Consider the following 18,926-nt stretch of genomic DNA (forward strand, 5'->3'; position numbering starts at 1 on the left):
GCGCCGTTGCCGAAGGTCAACCTGGCGTCGACCGCCCACCGCACCAGCAAGAAGACGACGTCGATGCCGACCGCGGCTCCCACCGCGATGAACCGTTGCCGCCAGGTGAGCACCACCATCATCAATGCCATACCGGCGTACAACAGCGGACCCGATTTGGGGGCGAATACCACCTCTCGCGCCTGATTGGTGATCGGCCCCGGCAGACCGTACCGGCGCGCGGCGATCTCCAGCACGATGAGGAATCCGAGGGCCACCACACCCACCGCGGTCCACAGCATCACCTGTGGTTGACGCCATGCGGCGAATACAGATCTGTAGTTTATTCGCGAAAGCATTCGCGATGCTCTAGATATCAATTGTTCGGCCGATTTGGTAGATTTTGGTTAAATAGCTCACTCTTCGCGCTAGATAGTTTCCCGATCAGGGCGATCGTCGTGAGTTAGATCATGCTATCCGACCGGTGCGGGTGGGTTTCGCTCGTTGCGGGTAGTGCGAAGATCAGCCGATCCTGCGCTTCATGGTCCAGTGTCTCGGGATGACCATGAGGGGCGGCTCTTTGCGTTGTCAGTCCTGGTCAGGCATTGCCGAGTTGACCGGCCAGATCGGCCAGGCCGTCGGCGTACAGGTCGAACCGGTCCGAGGGGGCGGGCGGGTCGCCGACGGGGCGGGCGACGTAGGCGGTGCGCAAGCCGAGGCGCTGAGCTCCGCGCAGGTCCCAGGCGTGGGCGGCGACCATCAGCAGCCGCTCCGGCGGTCGTCCGGAGACGGTGACGGCCAGTTGGTAGACCGCTGGGTCCGGCTTGTAGGTCCGGACGTCTTCAGTAGACAGGGCCTGGTGCCAGCGCAGTCCGGCGTGGGCGTTGATTTCCAGCAGCGCCGTCCGGCTCGCGTTGGAGAGTCCGATCAGCGGGAACCGTTCGGCGAGTCGGGCGAGTCCTGCCGCGGTGTCGGGCCATGGCGGGAGCCGGCGACCTGACAGGGCCAGCGCCGCTACGGCGGCCGGGTCGTCGACTCCGGCGGCCTCGGCGACGAGCCGGGCGGCTTCCCGGTCGAGGTCGTCACTGGTGAGGTAGGGCCGGACGCCGTCGAGAATGCGACGCTGCTCGCGGTCGATGTGCTGCTGCCACAGCGACAAGAGCTGCTCGGTCCTGGGAGCGTCGAGCGACGGGTCGAGTTCACCGATTCCGGCGCGGATACCGGCGGGTTCGTCGACAAGCGTGCCGAGTACGTCGAACACCATGGCATCGATCTCTGGCTCTGGCATGGGAGAGGTCTCCTGGGTGAAGCGGTGGCGTGAGAGCGGCTGTCAGCCGAACACGGCGGGAAGCCACTCTGATTCCCGACCCGCATACGAGAACCGCACGCTCTGGGCCGCTCCGTAGAGGGCGCCGGGTCACTGCGCGCCCCCACCGCCGGTGTCACCGCCGAAGACCCCGAAGCGCCGGTAGCCGAGAGTTTCGGTCATGAGCTCGTGCCAGCCCTCGGCGACACCCCGGCGCGTGAACGGACCTTGCGGCAGCTCCGAGTAGCGGAAACCGGGCAGCGAGGGGGTGACCACATCGGAAGATCCAGACGCTACGCGGCGCGGGCCTTCGTCGCGTAGATGTCCACGTACTCCTGGCCGGAGAGCCGCATCACGTCGCTCATGACCTCGTCGGTCACGGCGCGCAGCACATAGCGGTCGCGGTCCATGCCCTCGTAGCGGGAGAAGTCCAGCGGCTCGCCGAAGCGGACGGTCACCGGGCTGCGGTGCAGGCGGCCCTTGCCGTCGGGCTGCACCTTGTCCGTGCCGATCATCGCGAACGGGACGACGGTGGCACCGGTCATCAGCGTCAGCCGGGCGATGCCGGTGCGGCCCCGGTAGAGACGGCCGTCGGGGGAGCGGGTGCCCTCGGGGTAGATCGCGAAGACGTTGCCCTCATCGAGGACCCGGCGGCCGGTCATCAGCGCGGCGACACCGCCGTGCCCGCCGTCCCGGTCCACCGGGATCATGCCGCTGGTGGTGAAGAACCAGGCCATGAGCCGACCCTTGACGCCCTTGCCCTTGACGTACTCGTCCTTGCCGATGAAGTACACGCGGCGCCGGACGACGAGGCCGAGGAACAGGGAGTCGATGAACGTGACGTGGTTTCCGGCGAGGATCACCGGCCCGTCTCCCGGAATGTTCTCCGCTCCCTCCACCTTCGGGCGGAACAGGACGCGCATGAGCACTCCGAGAATCGCCTTCAGCACGATGCGGGACAACGGACCCTCCGGTCGGTGGTGGTCGGGTACAGCGCGTGGTGCGCCGTGCGGACTCCGAGGCCCGCCGCTGGCTCACCTGGCTCACCTCATAAGCCGCGCAGGTGAGGACGATACTCGCGGGTCCGCCTGGTGCGCACACCGGGCCACGCGCCGGTACGCAAGGTTGACGGCTGTTTGCGCCGCGTTCGAGCGGATGCCTCCCGTACGAAAGCTGTACGCGCTTACGATCAGCCCGACCTACGAGGATGAGGAGTGCGCATGGAGCAGGAGCAGCGACCGGGGCGACGGACCCTTCTGGGGGCCGCGGCGGCCCTTGGAGCGGGCGCGATGGTGCTGGGCGGGACGGGCGCGGCGACGGCCGCCGGGAGCGGCACCCGGCGGCAGGGCCGGGACGAACTGCCGGTGCCCACCGTCGTGGCCCACCGGGGCGCCAGTGGCTACCGCCCCGAGCACACCCTGGGCTCCTACCAGCTCGCCCTCGACATGGGCGCGCACGTCATCGAGCAGGACGTGGTCCCCACCAAGGACGGCCACCTCGTCTGCCGTCACGAGAACGACATCACGGGCACCACCGATGTCGCGGCGCACCCCGAGTTCGCCGACCGCAAGACGACCAAGTCGGTCGACGGCGCCAAGCTCACCGGCTGGTTCACCGAGGACTTCACGCTCGCCGAGCTGAAGACCCTGCGCGCCAAGGAGCGAATAGCCGGGACCCGGCAGCGCAACACGCTCTACGACGGCCGCTGGCAGGTGCCCACCCTCGAAGAGGTGCTGAAGTGGGCCGACCGCGAGGGCGAGCGGCGCGGCCGCCGGGTCTGGCTGCACATCGAGACCAAGCACCCCAGCTACTTCCGCGAGCTCGGCCTCCCGCTGGAGCAGCGGCTGGCGAAGCTGCTGCGCGCGTACGGGCGCCACAAGCAGAACTCGCCGAACTTCGTGCAGTCCTTCGAGCCGAGCAGCATCAAGCGCCTCGCCGAGCTGGTCAGCTGCCCCGGAGTGGTCTTGCTGTCCACCGCCTCCTCGCGCCCCTGGGACTTCGTCGAGGCGGGCGACCCGCGCACGGTCGCCGACCTCGTCACCCCCAAGGGTCTGGCGTGGCTGGCCGACTTCGCGCGCGGCATCGGCCCGGACCTCTCGCTCATCATTCCGCGCGGCGCCGGCGGCAAGCTCGGTACGCCCACCACGCTGGTGAAGGACGCGCACGCGGCCGACCTCATCGTGCACCCGTACACCCTGCGCAACGAGAACACCTTCCTGCCGCTGGACTTCCGCAAGGGCACGGACCCCAACGCGTACGGTGACGCCTTCGGCGCCTTCAAGGTCTACTTCGAGCAGGGCATCGACGGGATCTTCTCGGACAACCCCGACACGGCGCTGCTCGCCCGCGCCGACTTCGTCAGGTAACCGGCTTCGTCAGGTAGTCGAACCCGTAAGCCGCCACCGGCCGGGGCCCGCCCGTGTGGGCGGGCCCCGGCCGCGTCAAGGGCCCGCGCCGCCCGGCCCCGGTCGGGTGGCAGCCGTCCGCTTCGGCAACCGCACGCCGAAGCGGCGGGGTCCTGGCATGCATGAATCCCCCCAGTGCGGACCTCCCTCCGCCCAGCGCGGCCCCGCCCGGCGCCGCTTTCCCCGGCACCGGCCCGCCCGGCGTGCGCCGCTCCGGTACCGCCGTCTCCGGTGCCGCCCTCTCCCGTACCGCTCTCTCCGGTGAGCCGCTGATGGACGCGCTGCGCCCGCTGCTCGCCGCCGAGGCGGCGGCCGAGGCGCACGGCGCGGGCCTGGACCCCGCCGACCTCGAACAAGGGGTGTGGCTGCGGCTGCTGGAACGCGACCCCGCGGGCGGCCCGCCCGCCGAGCCCGCCGCCTGGCTGCTGACCGCTGTCCGGGCCGAGGCCAGGGGCGCCCGGCACAGGGCGCTGCGCGAAGTCCCGTACGACGAGGCTGACAGCGAACCCGCCGGCCCCACCGCCCTGGGCGCCGAGCGGATGCTCCTTGACGCGGAGGACGGGCGCAGGTTGCGCGCGGCGGTTCGGCGGCTGCCCGGCAACTGCCCCCGGCTGCTCAACGCGCTGATGTCCCGATCGGACCCGACGTACCGTGAAATCGCGGGTGAGTTGGGAATCTCACAGGGCAGTCTGGGGCCGGTACGTTCCCGTTGCCTTGGATGCCTGCGCAGAATGCTCACGGCGGAGGTTGCGGCTCCTGAACCCTGGGGAAGGGAGCGATAGACAACCGGCGCCACGGAGACGACGTTCATCCCACGGCGGCTCCTGTCAGGGCACCCCCGTCCCGCCGCGCCGTCACCCTCACCGCGGCTGGACGCACACTCAGAGGAGGCATGCGCACATGGGCATGAGCGTGACCATCTCTCCGGCGACCGAACAGGACGCCGAGCAGATCCTCAAGCTCCAGTACCTCTGCTACCAGAGCGAGGCCGAGCTGTACGGCGACTACTCCATCGAGCCGCTGACCCAGTCCCTCGACGACCTCCGTGCCGAGCTGGGCAAGGGCTGCGTGTTCGTGGCCCGGCTCGGCGAGGAGGTCGTCGGATCGGTGCGCGGCACCGTGGACGAGGACGGCACGGCTTCTCTCGCCAAGCTGATCGTCCATCCCCGCATGCAGCGTCACGGCCTCGGCGGGCGGCTGCTCGCCGCGATCGAGGAGCGGCTGGCGGCGGACCGGGCGGCGAAGCGGTACCGGTTGTTCACCGGTCACCGCAGCGAGGGCAACCTGCGGCTGTACCGCAAGTGCGGTTACGCCCCCGTCGGTACGGAGGAGATCAGCCGCAGGATGAGTGTGATCACGCTGGAGAAGACGGCGACAGCCGAGGCCTACGTGACCAGCGCCTGACGCGCCGGGCACCTCCCGGGCGGGCCGGAAGCGCCTGCCCGCCCGGGGCGCACCCCTGGCGGCCCGCCGGGCGGGCGCTACCTCTGGCGGGCCCGGCGCAGCCAGAGCAGACCGGCGACGGGGAGCACGACGGGGAGGAAGAGGTAGCCCTTCCCGTAGTCCGACCACACCGTCTGGTCGGGGAAGGCGGACGACTCCACCAGGGTCCAGGTGCCGACGATGAGGACTCCGGCGAGTTCGGCGGCGCAGCACACCATGGCGGCGCGGCGGGCCCCGGCGCCGCCGCGCACCAGCGAGACGGTGATGAACGCGTAGACGAGCGCGGCGACCGCCGAGAGCAGATAGGCCAGCGGGGCCTCGCCGTACTGGGCCGAGAGCTGATAGATGGAGCGGGAGGCCGCCGCCACGGTGAAGACGCCGTAGACGAGGACCAGCAGCCTGCCGGGGCCCTCGCCGATGTTCCAGGCGCGGCGCTCACCCGGCGCGGGTTCCGGTGTCCCGGCAGGTTCAGGCGTCCCGCGCTCGGGAACCGTGGGCTCAGACATGGCCGCCTCCCCAGATGTCCCACAGCCGTACCTCAAGAACCGCGAGGACCACGGCGCCCGCGGCGACGGTCACCGAGCCCCACCGGGTCCGTTCCGTCAGCGACATGAACCCGGCCACCGGCACGGCGCAGGCCGCGCCGATCAGATACGACACGAAGATCGTCGAGCTCTCGTCCGGCTTGTCGCCCTGCGCCAGCCGCACGATTCCCACCACGAGTTGGGCGAGCACGAGCAGGCTCACCACGGCCATGCCCAGGAAATGCCAGTCCTTGGTCGCCTGGTCACGGTAGGCGGCGTGGCCGCACCATCCGGCCAGGGCCAGGGCGGTCAGACTGACCGTCCACGTCAGCGCGTCGTACACCGGCACCTCCGCAGGGCATTCCGCGTGGCGTGACGGCGCACACAGGGATCGACAGGCATGAGACGACTCTAAACGGCGCCCAACCCCGCCTTACGCGGGGCCCCGGGCCGGAACGTACGCTGGCTGACCATGAAGATCTCCGCGGACGCCCTCCTCTTCGACAACGACGGGACCCTGGTCTCCTCCCTGGAGTCCGTCCACCGGTGCTGGACGCGCTGGGCCGGGGAGTACGGCGTGCCGCCGGAGGACTTCGCACGCGTCGAACTCCACGGCCGCCCGGCCGTGGACATCATCGGCGACCTGCTGCCCGCCGCCCGCATACCCGAGGCGCTGGCGCGCATCGAGCAGCTTGAGGTCGAGGACGTGGCGGGCGGAGTGACCCTGCTCCCCGGCACCGCCGAGCTGCTGGCCTCCCTGCCCGCCGACCGGTGGGCCGTCGTCACCTCGGCGGGCCGGCGGCTGGCCGAGGCCCGGCTCGCCGAGGTCGGCATCCACGCCAAGCAGCTGATCACCGCCGACGACATCACGCGCGGCAAGCCCGACCCGCAGCCCTTCCTGCTCGCCGCCGAACGGCTCGGCGCCGACCCCGCCCGCTGCGTCGTCTTCGAGGACGCGCCCGCCGGGCTCGCCGCGGGACGCGCGGCCGGGATGCGGACCGTGGCGTTGACCACAACGGCTCCGGCCGAAGGACTGGTGGCGGACATCGTGGTCGCCGACCTGTCGAAGGTGTCGGCGCAGGCCACAGACGACGGAGTGCGGATCACGGTGGGGGAGTGACCCCACGGGCCGTCTTGTCCACGGGTCGGTCGGAGGAGTCCGCTATGCGGACTGTCTTGATCGACCCGTACGCCTGTCTGGTTTACTTGCGCCCATGACCACGACGAGCAGCCGCACCCTTGCGACCGAGGCGATGATGACGCCCGGTGCTCGTTGTATGTGTCGAATGTGTGACCGCTGAGGGCCCCTGCCGGAGCCTCGCGCCCCGAAGCGAGACCACGCCGCTGTCCGTACACCGTTGTACGGGCTTCGCCGTGCGCGCCCCGCGTCACCGGAAGCCGAAGCCGGGCCACGCGCCCCCCGGATTCCTCCCTGCCGCGTTCCGCAATGTATGCCCCGTGCCGGCACCATCCCCGCCGCGCACTCGACAGTGACGGAAACCCCCTGTGATCACCACGACGGGCCTGACAAAGGTCTACCGCTCACGAGGCCGCGAGGTCACCGCCCTCGACGGCGTCGATCTGCATGTACGTGAGGGCGAGGTCTACGGCGTCATCGGCCAGAGCGGCGCCGGGAAGTCCACCCTCATCCGCTGCGTGAACCTCCTGGAGCGCCCCAGCTCGGGAACGGTCACGGTGGCCGGACAGGACCTCACGGCCCTCGCGGGCCGTGGCCAGCGCGCGAGCTCGGCGCTCCGCCAGGCCCGCAGCCGCATCGGCATGGTCTTCCAGCACTTCAACCTGCTCTCCTCACGCACCGTGCAGGCGAACGTCGAACTGCCGCTGGAAATCCTCGGCGTCTCCGGCAAGGAACGCGCCCGCAAGGCCCTGGAACTGCTCGACCTCGTCGGCCTCGCCGACAAGGCCCGGGCCTACCCGGCGCAGCTCTCCGGTGGCCAGAAGCAGCGCGTCGGCATCGCCCGCGCCCTCGCGGGCGACCCCAAGGTGCTGCTGTCGGACGAGGCGACCTCCGCCCTCGACCCCGAGACCACGCGTTCGATCCTCCAGCTGCTGCGCGACCTCAACCAGCAGCTCGGCCTGACCGTGCTGCTGATCACGCACGAGATGGACGTCGTCAAGACCGTCTGCGACTCGGCGGCGCTGATGAAGAACGGCCGGGTCATGGAGTCGGGCACCGTCGCCGAACTGCTCGCGACGCCCGGCTCCGAGCTGGCCCGCGAACTCTTCCCGGTCGGCGGCGAGCCCTCCGGCCCCGACCGCACCGTCGTGGACGTCACCTTCCACGGGGAGGCCGCCACCCAGCCGGTGATCTCCCAGCTGTCCCGTACGTACAACGTCGACATCTCCATCCTCGGTGCCGCGATGGACACCGTCGGCGGACGGCAGGTCGGCCGGATGCGGATCGAACTGCCCGGCCGGTTCGAGGAGAACGTGGTGCCGATCGGCTTCCTGCGCGAGCAGGGGCTTCAGGTCGAGGTGGCGGAACCCGCGGCCGGGCCGGGTGGTCCAGGCGGTACGGACGCTGCGGACGCTGCGGATGTCACGGGTTCCGCGCCCGTCGGCGCGCTGGTCGAGGAAGGTGCCAAGTGACCTGGTCCGAGATGGGGCCCGAGCTGTACAAGGCCGGTCTCGACACCCTTTACATGGTGTGGTGGTCCATGGTCTACGCCGTGCTGGGCGGGCTGCCACTGGGAGTGCTGCTGGTCCTCACCGACCGGGGCGGCCAGCTGCAGAACCTCGTGGTGAACAAGGTCGTCGGCGCGGTCGTCAACATCGGCCGCTCGCTGCCCTTCATCATCCTGATCGTCGCGCTGATCCCGTTCAGCCGCTTCGTCGTGGGCACCTCCATCGGCCCCACGGCGGCGGTCGTCGCCCTCGCCATCGGCGCCATCCCGTTCTTCGCCCGGCTGGTGGAGACGGCGGTACGCGAGGTGGACGGCGGCCTCGTCGAAGCCGTCCAGTCGATGGGCGGCGGCACGTGGACCATCGTCTTCAAGGTGCTGCTGCCGCAGGCGCTGCCCTCCCTCATCGCGGCCCTGACCACCACCGTCATCACCCTCATCAGCTACTCGGCGATGGCGGGCGCGGTCGGCGGCGGCGGCCTCGGCAACCTGGCCATCGTGAACGGCTACCAGCGGTCCGACGACCGGCTGATGCTCGTGACCGTCGTGCTGCTCATCGTCGTCGTCACCGTCGTCCAGCTCATCGGCGACCTGGTCGTACGGCAGCTGGCCCGCCGCTCTGGCTCCGGCTCGGCAGCCCGCGGGCGGCTGCGCCTGCCCAGGCAGCGCGAGGCCGGTGCCGCGACCGGGGCCCGGGACGCGGCCGGTCCGGCCGCCGCGGCCGCGAACGCGGAGCCCGCCGAGCGCGCCGAACTGGTCAAGACCGCGAGCCCGGCCAAGGCCACGAGTCCGGCCGAACCGGCCGACTAGCCGCCGGACCCGACGAGCGGACCGCCATCTCAGCCCCCTCCCCAGCGGGCCGACCCACCGGACCCTCCTCCAGTCCTCACGAGCCCGGACCCTTCGCCGGGCGCACCAGTCGTGAGATCGAGTACGTCAAGAAAGGGCACTCTTCGTGCGCAACTCCACCAAGTTCACCGTCACGGCCGCGACCGCCGCCGCGCTGGCCATCGCTCTCAGCGCGTGCAGCGCGCCCTCCGACTCCGACGGCGACAGCGGCGACAAGGACTCCGCCCTCATCGTCGCCGCCAGCCCCACCCCGCACGGGGACATCCTGAAGTTCGTCAAGGACAAGCTGGCGAAGAAGGCGGGCCTGAAGCTGGAGGTGAAGGAGTTCAACGACTACAACCTCCCCAACACCGCCACCGACAACGGTGAGGTCGGCGCCAACTTCTTCCAGCACAAGCCGTTCCTGGACGAGTTCAACAAGAAGAACGACACCCATATCGTTCCGGTCGTCAACGTCCAGATCGAGCCGCTCGGCCTCTACTCCAAGAAGGTCGACAAGCTCGCCGACCTGAAGTCCGGCGACTCCATCGCGATCCCCAACGACGCCACCAACGAGGGCCGCGCGCTCAAGCTGCTCGCCGACAACGGCCTGATCGAGCTGAAGCCCGGCGTCGGCAGCGAGGCCACCCTCAAGGACGTCAAGGACAAGAAGGGCCTGGACTTCAAGGAGCTTGAGGCCCCGCAGATCCCGGCCCGTCTCGCCGACGTGGACGCGGCGGTCATCAACGGCAACTTCGCCATCGGCGCCGGCCTCAAGCCGTCGAAGAACGCGATCGCGCTGGAGAAGGCGGAGGACAACCCGTACGCGAACTTCCTCGCCGTCAAGAAGGGCAAGGAGAGCGACCCGCGGGTGAAGAAGCTGGCGAAGCTGCTCAACTCGCCCGAGGTCAAGAAGTTCATCAACGACAAGTACGACGGCGCCGTCATCCCGGCGTTCGGCGCCGTGCGGGGCTGACCTTCCCCGCCCCGCGCCACCGCGGCCCCGCGTGCCCCCAGGGTGTACGCGGGGCCGTCGCGCATGGCACACGCACCGCTGCATGCTGCATGCTTGTGCACTCACGGCCCCGGGCACGACACCCTCCCCGCGTTGGAGCAGCGCATGACATCCACCTTTCCGGACATCTCCATCAGCACGGACCGGTTGGTGCTGCGACCCTTCGACGAGGCCGACGCCACCGCTCTCGCCGAGATGATGAACGACGAACTCGTCACCGCGTGGACCGCCCTGCCGCAGCCAAGGACCGCCGCCGAAGCCCGTGACTGGGTCATCCGCAGGGCCCCCGCCGCCCGGCTCTCCGGCCGCGGCATGATCCTCGCCGTCCACGAGTTCCTCACCCAGCGCCTGGTCGGGACCATCCACCTCGACCGCACCGACTGGCGAGCGCTGAGCACGGAGATCACCTACGTCACCGCCCCGTGGGCGCGCGGCGAGGGCTACGCCTGCGAATCCGTGGTCGCCGTCGCCCAATGGCTCTTCAGCGACCAGCGGTTCGAGCGCCTGGAACTGCGGACCGCCGCCGACAACACCGCCGCCCAGCAGGTGGCGCAGAAGATCGGCTGCATCAGCGAGGGCGTGCTGCGCAACGCGTGGATAGCCCGGAGCCGCACCGAGGACGGCGGGTGGACCGAGATGCGCACTGACCTGATCGTGTGGAGTCTGCTTCCCGAGGACCTTGAGGGCAACGGCGACCGGATGGCGGAGGCGGGCGGCTACGCGTATCCCGACTGGCGCTGAGCGAGGCAGCCGCACAGCGGTCCGGCCCGGCGCACGCGCGTGGCGCGCACACGGCGCGTACGCACGGGCACATGCGCGTGGCGCGGGCGCACGGCGCGTCCGCCCGGTGGGTGATGCCGCCGCCCGGTGGATGGTGGCCGCGCGTTCAGCGGGCTTCACGTGCCGAGATGGAACGTTTCGCCCTGGACGTGGCGGCGCGGCACACCCGCATCGCCCGCGCCGGTCCCGTCGCCCCGGCGAGGTAGTCTCGAAGCGTCCGTGACCTGTTGACGAGCCCAGGAGAGACCCTTAGATGGCCGACCGCGTCACGGTGATCGGATGGGACGGCTCCCCGCTGACGGACGCGGCCCGCTCCGCCGTCGGCGCCGCCACCCTGGTCGCCGGAGCGGCGCACCATCTGGCCCTCCCCGAGGTGCCGCCCGGCGCCGAGCGGATCAGGCTCGGCAGCGTCGGACTCGCCGCCCGCAGGATCGCGCAGCACCGGGGTTCCGCCGTGGTGTTCGCCGACGGCGACCCCGGCTTCTTCGGCGTCGTACGAGCCCTCCGCGCCCCCGAGCACGGCCTGGAGGTGGAGGTCGTGCCCGCGGTCTCCGCCGTCGCCGCCGCCTTCGCCCGGGCCGGAATGCCGTGGGACGACGCGCAGGTCGTCGTCGCCCACAGCCGCGACCTGCGCCGTGTGATCAATGTCTGCCGTGCCTACCCGAAGGTGGCCGTCCTCACCTCACCCGGCGCCGGTCCCGCGGAACTCGCCCTGCTCCTCGGTTCCGTGCACCGTACGTTCGTCATCTGCGAGGCGCTCGGCACCGAACAGGAGGAAACGACGGTCCTCACCTCGGACAAGGTCGCCGACCACACCTGGCGCGACCCCAACGTCGTCATCGTCATCGGCGGCTCAGGCCCCGCCACCGCCCCGTCGAACGGGCACGGCGGCAGCTGGATCGCCGGTCGCGAGCCCGGCTACCCGCCCGCCATCCGCGGCTGGGCGCTGCCCGGCTCCACCTACGGGGCCGCCACCGAACTCGGCGAGGGCGAGGCCACCTGGCTGCGCGCCGCCCAACTCGCACGCCTGGGCCCGCGCGTCGGCGACCTCGTCTGGGACATCGGGTCGGGGAGCGGCGGGGCGGCGGTCGAGGCGGCCCGGTTCGGGGCGGCCGTCATCGCCGTTGACCAGGATGCGGACGCCTGCGGGCGGGTCACCGCCGTGGCCCGGCGTTTCCATGTGCAACTCCAGGTGGTGCACGGCGTGGCGCCGCAGGTTCTTGAGGACCTGCCGGAGCCCGACGTGGTGCGCGTCGGCGGCGGCGGAGCCGCGGTCGTCACCGCCTGCGCCGCACGGCGACCGGAACGTATCGTCGCCCACGCCGCCACCCGTGACCAGGCGGAAGCCATCAGCAAGGCGCTGTCGGAGGCCGGTTACGGTGTCGAATGCGCGCTGGTGCAATCGATGGAAATGGACGCCCGAGCGTGGTCGGAACGTGACCGCGCGGTCGCCTTCCTGCTCTGCGGCCATCGACCCCACCCGTGACCCCCGCGAAGGCGACGGGAGGTAGGCTGGCGGACCGTTGTACCGTGCCCGGCCCCTGACGTTCTCCCGTCAATGGCCGGAGCGCACCCCCCTCTTGAGGGGGACCGCTGCGGGACCGCGGTACGCAAGGACGGGGGACGTGCCACGTGCCGCACAGCGCGGACGCTCGTTCTTGCTACAGGGCGGTTGGAAGGAGCATTACCGATGGGCGAGGGGTACGCATGACCGACACCGGCCAGATCCCGGGCGAGGGACTGCCGGGGAACGCAGGCGCACAGCCCGGACGGCCGCACCACGCGGACGCTCACGCCCCTGCCGACACCGGCCCCGCCAGCCAGCGGGCAGCCGTCACCTACCCCCTGCACGCCGAAGAACCGGGCGTACGTGAGGACCCCGCGGACCAAGGCGCGCACGGTGAGGACGATGATCTGCTCCTGATGCCCAGCGCGCAAGGGGCGTGGACGGAACAGCAGGCGCTGTATCACCAGCAGCAGCGGTCAGTGTCGCCCGGTGCCCAGCCGCCCTCCGGTCACACACCCGGTGGGTACGCGCCCGCTGGGCAGGTGCTCGCGGGCCAGGACAACCGCTCGCAGGGGAACCCCATGTATGAGAACGGCGCGCACGAGCACGGCGGCCGGGACACCGGCTCGGTGGAGTACGGAGAGGTACGCGTACCGCAGCCGCCCTCCCAGCCGCTGCCACAGGACCAGCGGCCCGGCGCGGGCCAGCCCGCCCCCGCGCGACGACCGCTGCACATGGGTCCGCCGGTGCCGGACCAGACCGGTGGCGTCGTACGGTCGCTCGCCGACCGCGGCCCGGCCTCGGGCACGCCCGGCGCCCCGCTGCCGCACGGGAGCATGCCGACGAACGCCCCCGAGTACTTCGACGAGCAGGCTGGTATCGACCCACCGCTGGCAGGCCCGCGACTCGCCGCCCCGTGGCAGCCCCAGCCGCAGTCCCAGCAGCCTCAGCCGGGGGCGCGGACCCCTGACGCCTCCGAAGCGCAGCCTTTCCTTGGTGCGCCCGCCCCGTCCGGTGCCATCGACGGCGTTACGGAAACGGCCGGTTCTCCGGCGCACGGCGCGGCCGGTGTCAGCGCTCAGGGACAGCCAGGCGGCCTGCCCGCCCTTGACGCCCAGCAGCCGCAGCAGAGCGCGGGAGCCGGCCAGGCGAGTCGTGCACAACCGCAAACGCAGGTGCAGGCGCAGGCGGAGCCCGGTGGCCAGCAGGCGCAACCACTCCCCGCCGCGGCGGCACCCAGGCCCAGAGCGGTCCGGTACGCCGCGCCCAGAGTTGTGGGCCGTCCGCCGGTCCCCAACGAGGCGAGCCGGCCCGCGGCCGTCGCGACCAGACCCCCCCAGCCCGCACGGGGCTCCGCCCCGGCGAACGGGTCCGGGCCGATGCCTGGCGCCGCGCCGATGCCCGGGGCAGCGCCGACCGATGGCGCGGGAAGCCCGGACGGCGCCGGAGGCGTGGGTGGCGACGGCGCGGCGGACAACGCGCCCGGACCGAACGGTGTGACCCAGGAGCCGGAAGCGGCGGGCACCGCCGAGCCGACCCCATCGTCCGCGTCGGCCGCTGCCCCAGAACTGAACGGCCAGCCGACCGCCGCCCCTGGCGGAGTACCGGTGACCGCGTTCGTACCGGCCCAGGCCGTGGGCGAGCAGTCGCCGCGGCCCGTCGCACCGGCCGCGCCGCAGCCCGGCGCGCAGCCGGTGCCCCCTGCCGAGCCCGTGCGGAGAGGCGAGGGCGTCGCGTGGCCCCAGCCCGGTGACCAGCAGCAACCGCAGCAGGTCCAGGCTGTGGCGCCGGGGAACCACGTCCCCGACACGGAGGGCACATCGGCGCCCGCCCCCGGGACGTCGATAGTCGCCGATGCTTCCACGGCCACGACCAGTGCCCAGGAAGACACGTCCGCCGAACTGCTGACCGAGACACCGCAAGCGGCGGCGGCCCCGCTCGCGCCGGAGACGAGCGAGGCGGCTCCGGACGCGTCGGCCACGCCTGCCCCGGCGACTCCCACAGCCCCCACCACGTCGGTAACCGGGCCCGCGCAGGCCGGTTCCGCCGTTCCTCCGGGCACGCCTGGCGCCGCTGCGGCTGGTCCGGACGGTGCGGCTGGTGTGGATGCTTCAGCTGGTTCAGACGTTTCGGTGCGCGTGCCGCAGGCTGAGGTGGCCGGTTCGTCCGCGACGCCCGCTGCGGACGGCGCCGCGGCCGACGCCACTGAGGAGACCGCCGGTTCGCAGGAGACTGCCGCTGCCGCGCAGCCCGTGGCGCAGCCGGCTGGGACTGCTGAGAAGCCGACGGCGGAAGGCGAGCCGTCGCAGGACGCGGCAGTCGGCGCCGAGGCCGCGGAAGCTCCCGCCGCGCGGGACGAGTCCCCGGCCAACCAGTCGGCGGGGACCCGGCGACGGCAGCGGAGCACGGACGCGGCTGAGCCCAGCCCCAGCCCGGCCGACGCCGCAGCGGTGGCGTCCGGTACGGGGCGACGGCGCCGTACCACCGCCGGTACGGCGGGCGCGGACCACGCGCCCGCCGGTCAGCCGCAGCCTGGGACGGACGCGTTGCCGACCGCGAACGCCCCCGCAGCCGATCAGCACGCCGCCGCTGGAGCCGCCGTTGCCGTAGCCGACGCTGCCGCGAACGAGGGTGCTGAGCCTGGCGGCTCGGTCCGTACGGCTATGGACAGCGCCGGGACGCCCGGTCACGCCGAGGGCGCTGACGCGGAAGCGACCGCTGACGGGCGGCCTTCCGTCGCCGGTTCGCCGTCCGCCCCTGCCGGTGCTGACAGCCAGCCTCAGGGCCCAGCCGCTCCAGGCGAGGCCGCCACTGGCAACGAAGCCGTCGGTGGCGAGGCGGTCGCCAACAAGCCCGATGCCGACAAGCCCGATGCCGACAAGCCCGTTGCCAACGAGCTCGTTGGCAACGGATCTGACGATGACGCGGCCGAAGGCGAGGGACCGGACGCCGGTACGGCTTCGGACGTCGCCGCAGAGGTCGAGGGTGCCCCGGCTGACCCGGCCCCCGCTGACCCGGACGTGGAGACGGCGGGGGAGACGGCAGGAGACACGACGGGTACGGGTCGGCGTCGGCGTTCCGGTGGCGACGCGGCCAAGGCGGGCCGGACGCCCGCTGGCCAGTCCCAGACCGAGGCGACCGGGCAGTCCGACGCGGAAGGCGCGCAGGCGGCTTCGCAGGCCGCAGCGGCAGCTCAGCCCGAGGTGAGCGCCGAAGCGACCGCTGGCCAGGAGGCCGTAGCCGGTACCGAGTCGCCGCAGGCCGCCGCCCAGCCGAGCACGGAGACGGCCGCAGCGGCAGTCGCCGCCGACACGCAGCCACCGGCCGCGCCGCCACAGGCCCCGCAAGACGAGAGCCCCCAGGGCGCGACGTCCGAGGGCACCGCCCCGGAGGGCGAGACCGCCGAGGAAGCCGGGGCCGCGGCGAACGCGACCACCGCACCGACGCAGCCGGCCCCGGCGGTCGGCCAGCCCGCGCCCGACGCCGACAGCGCGACCCAGCCGGGAGCCGAGCCGACGGCTGCCGGTGCCGCCCAGCCGGAAGAGGCGGAGCAGGCAGCGGAAGCCGGGGACGCGGCCGAGTCGGCTGAGCCGTCCCAGGGCGCCGACGCGCCCGCGTCGCCGCAGCCGGAGACCACCGCCTCGGCCACGGAGGCTCAGGCGCCGGGTCAGCCGAAGCCCGCAGCGGCGCAGGTAGCGGCGCCCGCTACCGGTACCGGAGCCGAGCAGAAGAACCAGGGCACCGGGATCGCCGCGAGCGCCAGGCCCGCACAGGAGCGGAAGGCGGCGGCCGGGGCGCCGGATGACCAGGCGTCCGCTCCCGTAGCAGAGGCTCCCGTATCCGAGGCTGCCGTAACGGAGGCTTCCGCCACGGAAGCACCGGCCGCCGCGTCCCAGGAAGAGGGCGCGCAGGCGGAGGGCGCACCGGGCCCAGCCGGTACGGACGTGGCTCAGCCCGCCGGCGGGGCACCGGCCGCCGCCGTGGACGGGCAGCCGGCCACGGACGCGCCGGAAGCCGACAGCACATCATCTGACCAGGTCGTATCCCAGGCCGCCAACGAGTCACCGGCCACGGACGGATCACCTGCCATGCATGAAGCCCACGCCACGGACGTCCCGCAAGAAGACGGCGCGGCATCCGGAGGCCAAGCTGTGGCTGCCCAGAGCTCCACAGCCGACGCCGTAGCGGCCCCCAGCGCCGACGCGGTCACCCCCACGCACCCGGAACCGACGCCGGAACCAGCCTCCGAAACGCCCGTGGCCTCGGCCCCGTCCATCACGGTCCCAGCCCCCAAGCCGAGCCCCGAAGCGACGAGCACCGTGGCCACGCCGCAGGACACTGACGCGCCGCAGGACACGGCAGTGCCGCAGGACACGGACGGCACGCAGAGTGCGGACGCCACTGCCACCACTGCCGCCACCGACACCACGGACGGCACGGGCGACACAGCCGGCGCGGACGGTTCGTACGACCCCGACGCCGCCGAGTTGCTGACCGAGGCCGACATCATCGTCGGCCCCGAGCGGCCCGCCGCCGAGGGGTACGCCGAGGCCGAACGCGCCGCCGTCCACCGGGTGATGCGTGAGCGGCGGGACATCCGCAACGGTTTCCGCACCGATCCCATTCCGCACGAGGTGCTGCTCCGCGTGCTGGAGGCGGCGCACACCGCGCCGAGCGTCGGTCACTCCCAGCCGTGGGACTTCGTCGTCATCCGGTCCGCCGAGACCCGGCGGACGATGCACGAACTGGCCGTCCGGCAGCGCGAGGCGTACGCGAAGTCGCTTCCGAAGGCGCGCGCCAAGCAGTTCAAGGAACTCAAGATCGAGGCGATCCTCGACACCCCCGTCAACATCGTGGTCACCGCCGACCCCACCCGGGGCGGCCGCCACACGCTCGGTCGCCACACTCAGCCGCAGATGGCGCCGTACTCCTCCGCGCTCGCCGTGGAGAACCTGTGGCTCGCCGCCCGCGCCGAGGGCCTGGGCGTCGGCTGGGTGAGCTTCTTCGACGAGCGTGAGATGGTGCGCGCCCTCGGCCTTCCGGAGCACCTGGAGATCGTCGCGTACCTGTGCGTCGGTTTCGTGGACGAGTTCCCGGCCGAGCCCGAGCTGATGCAGGCGGGCTGGGCCAAGCGCCGCCCGCTGTCGTGGGTCGTCCACGAGGAGACGTACGGCCGCCGCGCGCTGCCCGGCGAGGAGCCGCACGACCTGCTCCAGGAGACACTGCGCGGCATCCGTCCGCTGGACGCGAAGGCGCTCGGCGAGGCGTGGGAGCGGCAGAAGCGGATGACCAAGCCGTCGGGCGCGCTCGGCATGCTGGAGATCATCTCCGCGCAGCTGTGCGGCCTGTCCCGGAAGTGCCCGCCGCCGATCCCCGAGCCCGCGGCCGTGGCGGTCTTCGCGGGTGACCACGGGGTGCACGCCCAGGGCGTCACGTCGTGGCCGCAGGAGGTCACGGCGCAGATGGTGGCCAACTTCCTGGGCGGGGGCGCGGTGTGCAACGCGTTCGCCAACCAGGTGGGCGCCGAGGTCTGCGTGGTCGACGTCGGCGTCGCCGCCGAACTGCCGAGCACCCCGGGTCTGTTGCCCCGCAAGGTGCTCCCGGGCACCGCCGACTTCACCCAGGGGCCGGCCATGTCCCGTGAGGATGTGCTGCGCGCCATCGATGTGGGCATCGAGACGGCACGCGATCTCGTCGCCGCGGGCAACAAGGCGCTGCTGACCGGTGAGATGGGCATCGCCAACACCACCGTGTCGGCCGCCCTGATCTGCGTGTACACAGGAGCCGACCCGGCCGAGGTCACAGGCCGTGGCACCGGCGTCAACGACGAGACGCTGGCCCGCAAGGTGGACGTCGTACGCCGGGGCATCGAACTGCACCAGCCGGACGCGGCGGACCCGATCGGGGTGCTCGCCGCGGTCGGCGGTCTTGAGCACGCCGCGCTGGTCGGCTTCCTGCTCGGCGGCGCCTCGCTCCGTACGCCCGTGATCCTGGACGGCGTGAGCGCGGGCGCGGCGGCCCTGGTCGCCAGGGCCATCGCACCGGAGGCGCTGGCCGCGTGCATCGCGGGACACCGCAGCGCGGAGCCCGGCCACGTCGCCGCGCTCACGAAGCTGGGCCTGCGTGCCCTGATCGACCTCGATCTGCGGCTCGGGGAGGGCACCGGGGCGCTGCTCGCGCTGCCGGTGGTGCAGAGCGCGGCTCGCGCGATGCACGAGGTCGCCACGTTCGACTCGGCGGGCGTCACCCAGAAGAGCTGACGCCAGGTGCGGAGGCCCGGGCTCCGGGCCTCCGCACCCCCGCGTGGCCGTACCCGCTGTCCGCGCGGCCCGCGCGCGACGCGCACCGGCCCGGGGGAGGGGGAGCCAGTCCCCTCCGAGGCCCCGAGGCCACAGCTCGCCGCGCGCGACCGCTTCACATGTCTTCACATGTCGCCCCCCAGCTTGATCCGGCACGGTGCCGCTTTGCCCCGTTCCGCCCCTCTCCACCCGTTCCAC

15 protein-coding genes and 1 pseudogene are annotated in these 18,926 nt (G+C 72.3%); 10 read left to right on the plus strand and 6 right to left on the minus strand.

Translation table 11 applies throughout. The annotated features are described in order from the left end of the window. The 4 genes from AC5P1B_RS06175 to AC5P1B_RS06190 all read right to left on the minus strand — a co-directional run. A partial coding sequence (locus AC5P1B_RS06175; RefSeq protein WP_493885466.1) for a DUF5933 domain-containing protein occupies positions 1-338 on the minus strand: 338 nt, incomplete at its 3' end. A 239-nt stretch (positions 339-577) separates the two neighbouring features. Continuing rightward, entirely contained in the window at positions 578-1,267 is a 690-nt protein-coding gene (locus tag AC5P1B_RS06180) for a haloacid dehalogenase type II (RefSeq protein ID WP_493885468.1), read from the minus strand. A gap of 129 nt (positions 1,268-1,396) precedes the next feature. Continuing rightward, on the minus strand, positions 1,397-1,561 hold the full coding sequence (locus AC5P1B_RS06185; RefSeq protein WP_493885470.1) for a hypothetical protein: 165 nt from the start codon (positions 1,559-1,561) through the stop codon (positions 1,397-1,399). A 17-nt stretch (positions 1,562-1,578) separates the two neighbouring features. Beyond that, complete coding sequence (locus AC5P1B_RS06190) at positions 1,579-2,247, minus strand: lysophospholipid acyltransferase family protein (RefSeq protein WP_493885471.1); 669 nt, start codon at positions 2,245-2,247, stop codon at positions 1,579-1,581. Positions 2,248-2,505: 258 nt separating this feature from the next. Between AC5P1B_RS06190 and AC5P1B_RS06195 the strand changes: the two genes are divergently transcribed. The 3 genes and pseudogenes from AC5P1B_RS06195 to AC5P1B_RS06205 form a co-directional block, all read left to right on the plus strand. Beyond that, positions 2,506-3,651, plus strand: coding sequence for a glycerophosphodiester phosphodiesterase (locus tag AC5P1B_RS06195; protein ID WP_493885473.1), 1,146 nt, complete (start codon positions 2,506-2,508; stop codon positions 3,649-3,651). Positions 3,652-3,962: 311 nt separating this feature from the next. Continuing rightward, entirely contained in the window at positions 3,963-4,472 is a 510-nt protein-coding gene (locus AC5P1B_RS06200) for an RNA polymerase sigma factor (RefSeq protein ID WP_493885796.1), read from the plus strand. 106 nt (positions 4,473-4,578) lie between these two features. Continuing rightward, a pseudogene (locus AC5P1B_RS06205) lies at positions 4,579-5,094 on the plus strand (GNAT family N-acetyltransferase); the annotation flags it as partial. A gap of 77 nt (positions 5,095-5,171) precedes the next feature. Here the strand turns inward: AC5P1B_RS06205 and AC5P1B_RS06210 are convergent. Next, positions 5,172-5,639, minus strand: a complete 468-nt coding sequence (locus AC5P1B_RS06210; protein WP_493885475.1) for a hypothetical protein — start codon at positions 5,637-5,639, stop codon at positions 5,172-5,174. Beyond that, a complete protein-coding gene (locus AC5P1B_RS06215; RefSeq protein ID WP_493885797.1) occupies positions 5,632-6,000 on the minus strand; it encodes a hypothetical protein in 369 nt (122 codons plus the stop codon). The genes AC5P1B_RS06210 and AC5P1B_RS06215 overlap by 8 nt, the downstream gene beginning before the upstream one ends. 129 nt (positions 6,001-6,129) lie before the next feature. On the opposite strand from AC5P1B_RS06215, the gene AC5P1B_RS06220 reads away from it, so the two are divergent. The 7 genes from AC5P1B_RS06220 to cobT all read left to right on the plus strand — a co-directional run bounded on the left by AC5P1B_RS06220 (position 6,130) and on the right by cobT (position 18,689). Further along, complete coding sequence (locus AC5P1B_RS06220) at positions 6,130-6,777, plus strand: HAD-IA family hydrolase (RefSeq protein ID WP_493885477.1); 648 nt, start codon at positions 6,130-6,132, stop codon at positions 6,775-6,777. A gap of 386 nt (positions 6,778-7,163) precedes the next feature. After that, positions 7,164-8,267 (plus strand): methionine ABC transporter ATP-binding protein, encoded by a 1,104-nt coding sequence (locus tag AC5P1B_RS06225; protein WP_493885479.1) that lies wholly within the window; start codon positions 7,164-7,166, stop codon positions 8,265-8,267. Further along, a complete protein-coding gene (locus AC5P1B_RS06230; RefSeq protein WP_493885481.1) occupies positions 8,264-9,109 on the plus strand; it encodes a methionine ABC transporter permease in 846 nt (281 codons plus the stop codon). The genes AC5P1B_RS06225 and AC5P1B_RS06230 overlap by 4 nt, the downstream gene beginning before the upstream one ends. Positions 9,110-9,254: 145 nt before the next feature. Further along, positions 9,255-10,103, plus strand: coding sequence for a MetQ/NlpA family ABC transporter substrate-binding protein (locus AC5P1B_RS06235; RefSeq protein WP_493885483.1), 849 nt, complete (start codon positions 9,255-9,257; stop codon positions 10,101-10,103). A 144-nt stretch (positions 10,104-10,247) separates the two neighbouring features. Further along, positions 10,248-10,883 (plus strand): GNAT family N-acetyltransferase, encoded by a 636-nt coding sequence (locus AC5P1B_RS06240; RefSeq protein ID WP_493885485.1) that lies wholly within the window; start codon positions 10,248-10,250, stop codon positions 10,881-10,883. 292 nt (positions 10,884-11,175) lie between these two features. After that, positions 11,176-12,408, plus strand: coding sequence for a precorrin-6y C5,15-methyltransferase (decarboxylating) subunit CbiE (gene cbiE / locus AC5P1B_RS06245; RefSeq protein ID WP_493885487.1), 1,233 nt, complete (start codon positions 11,176-11,178; stop codon positions 12,406-12,408). A gap of 221 nt (positions 12,409-12,629) precedes the next feature. After that, positions 12,630-18,689 (plus strand): nicotinate-nucleotide--dimethylbenzimidazole phosphoribosyltransferase, encoded by a 6,060-nt coding sequence (cobT, locus tag AC5P1B_RS06250; protein WP_493885489.1) that lies wholly within the window; start codon positions 12,630-12,632, stop codon positions 18,687-18,689. Positions 18,690-18,926 lie beyond the last annotated feature (237 nt).

Source organism: Streptomyces sp. A01 (assembly GCF_059026195.1).

Coding starts and splice junctions, on each gene's coding strand:
- AC5P1B_RS06210 (WP_493885475.1), bottom strand. CDS start 5,639: ATGTCTGAGCCCACGGTTCCCGAGCGCGGGACGCCTGAACCTGCCGGG.
- cbiE (WP_493885487.1), top strand. CDS start 11,176: ATGGCCGACCGCGTCACGGTGATCGGATGGGACGGCTCCCCGCTGACG.
- cobT (WP_493885489.1), top strand. CDS start 12,630: ATGACCGACACCGGCCAGATCCCGGGCGAGGGACTGCCGGGGAACGCA.
- AC5P1B_RS06200 (WP_493885796.1), top strand. CDS start 3,963: ATGGACGCGCTGCGCCCGCTGCTCGCCGCCGAGGCGGCGGCCGAGGCG.
- AC5P1B_RS06220 (WP_493885477.1), top strand. CDS start 6,130: ATGAAGATCTCCGCGGACGCCCTCCTCTTCGACAACGACGGGACCCTG.
- AC5P1B_RS06195 (WP_493885473.1), top strand. CDS start 2,506: ATGGAGCAGGAGCAGCGACCGGGGCGACGGACCCTTCTGGGGGCCGCG.
- AC5P1B_RS06180 (WP_493885468.1), bottom strand. CDS start 1,267: ATGCCAGAGCCAGAGATCGATGCCATGGTGTTCGACGTACTCGGCACG.
- AC5P1B_RS06240 (WP_493885485.1), top strand. CDS start 10,248: ATGACATCCACCTTTCCGGACATCTCCATCAGCACGGACCGGTTGGTG.